Raw genomic sequence first — 272 nt, forward strand, 5'->3', positions numbered from 1 at the left:
CAAGGCAAAGGTCCGAAGGTTCTCACCGACACCGCAAGGGGTGAGCCGGTTGCAGACATTCCCGAGGGGAGACGGGCAGAGATGCCCGCGTTACAACTGTCCGTAAGGACTTAGGATAGAAAATGGCGGTATTCGTTTTGGACAAAAGGAAGAAGGCTCTGATGCCGTGCTCGGAGAAGCGGGCGCGGATGCTACTGGAGCGCGGAGGTGCCCGCTTTGGCCGGATGGTGCCCTTTACCATCCCTCTGGTGGACTGCAGGGTGGAAGATTCC

The 272-nt window shown here is 58.8% G+C and carries 1 protein-coding gene; it reads left to right on the plus strand.

Going from position 1 to position 272, the window contains the following annotated elements; genetic code table 11:
• Positions 1-122: 122 nt before the first annotated feature.
• Positions 123-272: RRXRR domain-containing protein (locus A7Q09_RS11345; protein ID WP_208526739.1), on the plus strand; the 150-nt coding region annotated here is incomplete at its 3' end.

This window comes from Methylacidiphilum sp. Yel, from assembly GCF_004421185.1.
Taxonomy (GTDB): domain Bacteria; phylum Verrucomicrobiota; class Verrucomicrobiia; order Methylacidiphilales; family Methylacidiphilaceae; genus Methylacidiphilum.